General features: G+C 70.2%; 5 protein-coding genes and 1 pseudogene. 5 read left to right on the top strand and 1 reads right to left on the bottom strand.

The genetic code is table 11. The features are described from left to right. Window positions 1-1123 (top strand): FAD-dependent monooxygenase (locus AC5RV2_RS14425; protein ID WP_494092902.1); only part of this gene is annotated, 1123 nt, incomplete at its 5' end. Between the two features lie 54 nt (window positions 1124-1177). Next, window positions 1178-1516, top strand: coding sequence for a GYD domain-containing protein (locus AC5RV2_RS14420; protein WP_494092901.1), 339 nt, complete (start codon window positions 1178-1180; stop codon window positions 1514-1516). On the opposite strand, the gene AC5RV2_RS14415 is transcribed toward AC5RV2_RS14420, so the two are convergent. Continuing rightward, entirely contained in the window at window positions 1500-2504 is a 1005-nt protein-coding gene (locus AC5RV2_RS14415; RefSeq protein WP_494092900.1) for a universal stress protein, read from the bottom strand. The genes AC5RV2_RS14420 and AC5RV2_RS14415 overlap by 17 nt on opposite strands. Before the next feature lie 170 nt (window positions 2505-2674). On the opposite strand from AC5RV2_RS14415, the gene AC5RV2_RS14410 reads away from it, so the two are divergent. The 3 genes and pseudogenes from AC5RV2_RS14410 to AC5RV2_RS14400 form a co-directional block, all read left to right on the top strand. After that, a complete protein-coding gene (locus tag AC5RV2_RS14410; RefSeq protein ID WP_494092899.1) occupies window positions 2675-3340 on the top strand; it encodes a TetR/AcrR family transcriptional regulator in 666 nt (221 codons plus the stop codon). A 76-nt stretch (window positions 3341-3416) separates the two neighbouring features. Beyond that, the gene (locus tag AC5RV2_RS14405) at window positions 3417-4331 is read left to right on the top strand and encodes an ABC transporter ATP-binding protein (RefSeq protein ID WP_494092898.1); all 915 of its coding nucleotides are present in this window, start codon (window positions 3417-3419) and stop codon (window positions 4329-4331) included. Further along, window positions 4328-5034 (top strand): annotated as a pseudogene (locus AC5RV2_RS14400) (ABC transporter permease); the annotation flags it as partial. The gene AC5RV2_RS14405 and the pseudogene AC5RV2_RS14400, both read left to right, overlap by 4 nt.

Below are 5034 nucleotides of genomic sequence, written 5' to 3'. Positions count from 1 at the left end.
GCGGCTGACCGGCCCTGCCGGCGAGGTGTCGGTGCGCGCCCGCTACTGCGTGGGAACGGACGGCGCCTCGTCGCCCGTACGGACCAGCCGCGGCATCGGGTTTGAGGGCTCCACCAGTCCGCAAACCTTCTTCGTCAACGACGCCACCGAGGTCCGCGGCCTGTTCGGCGACGTGGTCAATATCCGCGCGGGGGTGGACGAGTTCCTGCTGGCCTTTCCCATGAGCGGCCCGGGCCACCTCCGGCTCATCGGCGTGGTCCGCGATCCGGAGGGCGGCTTCCAGGGGCGGGACAACGACGGCGGCGCGGACGTCTCCGAGGAGTCCCTCCGGGAGCGCCTGGTTCAGAAGTTCGGCGTCCGCTACGGCGCCTCGAACTGGTTCTCCACCTACCGCGTGCATCACCGGATCGCGGCCCGGTTCCGCGACGGCCCGGTCTTCGTCGCCGGGGATGCGGCCCACGTCCATTCCCCCGTGGGTGCGCAGGGCATGAACACCGGACTGCAGGACGCCCACAACCTGGCCTTTAAGTTCGCCGATGTCCTCGCCGGCCGGGCCGCGGACTCCTACCTGGACCGATACGAGGCCGAGCGGCGGCCGGTGGCGGTGCGGCTGCTGCAAAGCACGGACCGGGTGTTCGCCTTCATCACGTCGACGGCGCCGTGGGCGCTCGCCGCCCGGAGGTCGGTGCTGCCGTTCCTCATCCCCGTGGTGGCGCGGGTGGTGCCGCGGTCTTCCGGTGCCTCCCGGCTGTTCGGTTACATATCGCAGACCCGGATCCATTACTGGATGGCCCCGGGTGCCAGGGAAGCGGCCCGCGGCCGCCGGGGCCGCGTCGTGGGACGGCGGCTGCCGTACACCGGCAGCAACTTCGACGTCCTGCGCAGCCTGCAATGGCAGGTTCACTCGTACGGCGACCCGGGCGCCGTCGTCGTCAATCATGTGGAGGCAGCGCTGGGGCTGACCATGCACGTGCTGCCGGGCAACGGGAACAAGAAGCTCGATCCGGAACAGCTGTACCTGGTGCGCCCCGACGGGTTCGTGGCGGCGCAGTCCCTGCCCAGCCATGCCGTGGCCACCTTCACCCAGGCCCTGCGGCGCGGACGCCGTTCCGCCAAGGTGTGAGCCAACGCCTGCTCCGCGCCCATCCGGGGCCGGACACGTTCGAAAGGAAAGCCGATGGTGCTGTATCTCTCGAAGTTCAGCTACACCCCGGAGACCTGGGCCAGGATGATCAACAACCCGGAGGACCGGGGGAAGGCGGCCAAGGCCTACATCGAATCCGTCGGCGGGAAACTGCACGGCTTCTGGTATGCCTTCGGCATGCACGACGGCTACAGCGTGTGGGAGGCCCCGAACAACGTCTCCATTGCCGCCGTCGCCCTGGCCATCAGCGGAGGCGGTGCGCTGAGCTCCTTCGAAACAACCGTGCTGCTGACCATCGACGAGACCATCGACGCCCTGCGCATGGCCGGCGAAGTCCGTTACCGGGCTCCCGGCGTCACGGGGTCCGGCTGACAACCACGCCCTTGGGCACCACCATCATGGGGCAGAGGCCATGGTGCAGCACCGCCTGGCTGACCGAGCCCAGCAACAGGCCCGGAAATCCGCCGTGGCCGCGCGTCCCCAACACCATCAGCTGGGCCGTGCGGGTGGCGTGGACCAGGACTTCCGCGGGTTTGGCCAGATAGAAGTTCCAGCTCGCATCCAGGTCCGGGTAGCGGCCGCGGACCTCCCGCAGCGGGCCGTCCAGCTCAGCGGCGACCTCCTCGCGGAACCGGTGGGCACCCTCGGCGTGGTCCAGCCAGACCGAATCGCGGTAGAAGGGCGCCCGGGACGAAAGCATCCGCAGCGGGACGGCACGCCGGCTGGCCATCTCGGCCGCCGCCCACAGGGCGGGATTCGCACTGCCCGACTGGTCGACGCCGACCACCACCTGCCCGGCGTAGCTGAACTTTTCGGAGACGTCCGGCGGATGCAGCCCCCGGTCCGCCCCCTCCCGCGGCGACGGCAGCAGCCAGGGCACCGGTCCGCCGGGCAGTTCGGCCGCGGCATCCTGCGAGAGCTCGGCGGCCGTCGCGCCCGGTTTCCAGCGTTGCGGCACCACTACCGTGGGGCAGGCGCCGTGCGCCGCCAGGCCCGAGGAGACACTGCCCAGCAGCCGTCCCGCAAAGCCCCCGCGGCCGCGCTTGCCCACCACGGCCAGTCCGGCGGAAGCGGATTCGTACACCAGCACTTCGCTCGGATCCCCGGCCATCACGTGCCCTTCGGCCTGGAGTCCCAGCGCTCCGGCGCGGTCCAGCGCCGCCTGCAGCACGCCTTCCCCGCCGCGCCGGGCGGAGGCCAGATACTGGTGGTCCACCTCCGGATCGTCCACGCTCGCGGTCGAAACGACGGTGACCAGCCGCACCGGCCATCCGCGGGACTGGGCCTCGAACAACCCCCAGTCCAGCGCCCGGGCGCTGGTCTCCGAGCCGTCGAATCCCACCAGGACGACGTCTTCCATGCCTCCACCCTAGGGGACGGCCGCGTCGCTGAGTAGGGGCGGCGGGTTCCGACTACGGCTCGGCCGGGTGGCCGGGCAGCGGGTTCCGACGGCGGCCGCGCGGGGGGGCCGGGCGGCGGCGCATCAAGAAACCATTGCCGTGGACTGAACACAGGTTTAGACTGCTGAACATGCGTTCAGCAGCGCCGCCTCAGAGCGACGCACCGAGTGATCTCACCGCCCGTGCGCGGGTCCGGGACACCGCCGTCGTGTTGTTCGGCAGTCGGGGTTTCCGGGTGGGCGTCCGCGCCATTGCGGACGCGGCAGGGGTCAGCCCGGCGCTGATCCTGCACCATTTCGGTTCCAAAGACGGCCTGCGGACGGCCTGCGACGAGTACGTGTTGGCCAAAATCGGCGCGTACAAGCAACAGGCCGTCGAACCCGGCTCGCCCACGGAACTTCTGGCGGCCATGGCGGAGCTGGAGGAAACGGCGCCGCTGGTCGGCTACGCCTTGCGGAGCCTGCAGTCCGGCGGCGAGCTGGCCCAGTCCTTCATCGAGCACTTCGCCGCCGACGCCGAGGCCTGGTTGGCCCACGGCGTCGCCGCCGGCACCATCCACCCGTCCGTCGACGAGAAGGCGCGCGCCCGCTATCTGACCATCCAGGGATTCGGGGCGATGCTGCTGGACCTGACGCTTCACCCGCCCGAAGATCCCACCGATTTTTCCGGCATCATGCGCGGCTTCCTGGAGCGGCACGGTCTGGCCAACATGGAACTCTACACGCAGGGCTTGATGACCAACCGCGACCTGCTCGACGCCTACCTGTTGTATGTGACAGACCCGCCCGGTTCCTGACCCGCCGCGTTTGTGTCCCGTCCGCGCCCCGCGCACGCTTGTTCCTTCCATATTCCGCCCGAAGCAGGTGGTTTCCATGTCTGAAGTGATCGACCTGAACCAAGTGGACAAGGCCTTCGGCTCCGTCCGCGCCCTGGACAAGCTCAACCTGGTGCTGGAACCCGGCGAGGTCCACGGCTTCCTCGGCCCCAACGGCGCCGGCAAGTCCACCACCATCCGCATCATTCTCGGCCTGTTGAAGGCCGACGCCGGAACCGTGCGGCTCTTCGGCGGGGACCCGTGGACCCGCGCGGTGCCCCTGCACCGCCGGCTGGCCTACGTTCCCGGTGACGTCAGCCTCTGGACCAAGCTGACCGGCGGCGAGGCGATCGACCTGTTTACCAGCCTCCGCGGCGGGATCGACCGCAGGCTCAAGGCCGAGCTGTTGGAACGCTTCCAACTGGATCCCACCAAGAAGACACGCTCCTACTCCAAGGGCAACCGGCAGAAGGTCGCGCTCGTCGCCGCCTTGGCCAGCGACGTCGAGCTTCTGGTGTTGGACGAGCCGACGTCCGGACTGGACCCGCTGATGGAACTGGAATTCCAGCAGTGCATCCGCGAGTCCAGGCACGCCGGAAAGACCGTGCTGCTCTCCAGCCACATCCTGGCCGAGGTGGAAGCCTTGTGCGACAAGGTCACCATCATCCGGGCCGGCCGCGCTGTCCAAACCGGTTCGCTCGCGGAGCTGAGGCACCTGCGGCGCACCGCGGTCGTCGTGGTGGCCGACGGCGATGCCACCGCGGTGGGCAGCCTCACCGGCGTGCACGACCTCCGGCGGGACAACGGGCGCGTGCACTTCACCGTCGACGAAGCCGCACTGCCGGCCGCGTTGGCGGCCCTGCTCCCGCTGGGTGTCCGCAGCCTGACCAGCACGCCGCCGACCCTGGAGGAACTGTTCGTCCACCAGTACGGCCCCGATGGGCGGGCTGCAGCCGAAAGCGGCAGGTCATGAGCACCTCGACCGCCGCGCCGGGGGTCTCCCGTGCGCACAGCCCACGGAATCAGGCGCTGGCCGGGACCGGCCGGCTGCTCCGCCTGGCGCTGCGGGTGGACCGGGTGCGGATCCCGGTCTGGGCGCTGGCCATCGGCGGGTTCATCAGCTACTTCGCGCTGGTGCTGCCCCAGGTCTACGGCGACCAGGCGGCATGGCAGAGCCGGGCGGCGATCATGCAGGACCCGTCCGGCGCCCTGCTGGCCGGCCCGGGGTACGGCCTGGAGAACTACGGCCTGGGCCCGATGCTGGCCAACGAAGTGCTGGGGATGCTGGCGGTGGCCACCGCGCTGATGTCCATCTTCTCGGTAGTCCGGCACACCCGGGCCAATGAAGAAGCCGGACGTGGCGAGCTCATCCTGGCCGGGCCCGTGGGACGACGCGCACCGCTGACCGCCGCGCTGGCGGTCATGCTGCTCACCAACCTGGCGGTGGCAGCGGCCCTGTTCGCCGCACTGGTGGCCAACGGTCTCGCGGCACTCGATTCCCTGTCGATGGCGGCCGGAGCGGCGCTGGTCGGGATCGTCTTCGGCGCGGTAGCGGCGCTGACCGCGCAGCTGAGCGAACATGCGCGGACAGCCAGCGGCATGGCCGGGGCGCTGCTGGGGCTGGCGTACATCCTCCGCGGCATCGGCGACGCCCAGGCGCTGGGCGGCACCGCGTT

Source organism: Arthrobacter sp. Y3225116 (assembly GCF_059091245.1).
Note: the sequence above shows the minus strand (reverse complement) of the source record. Positions and strands in the feature narration are given on the sequence as shown.

Coding starts and splice junctions, on each gene's coding strand:
- AC5RV2_RS14420 (WP_494092901.1), top strand. CDS start 1,178: ATGGTGCTGTATCTCTCGAAGTTCAGCTACACCCCGGAGACCTGGGCC.
- AC5RV2_RS14415 (WP_494092900.1), bottom strand. CDS start 2,504: ATGGAAGACGTCGTCCTGGTGGGATTCGACGGCTCGGAGACCAGCGCC.
- AC5RV2_RS14405 (WP_494092898.1), top strand. CDS start 3,417: ATGTCTGAAGTGATCGACCTGAACCAAGTGGACAAGGCCTTCGGCTCC.
- AC5RV2_RS14410 (WP_494092899.1), top strand. CDS start 2,675: ATGCGTTCAGCAGCGCCGCCTCAGAGCGACGCACCGAGTGATCTCACC.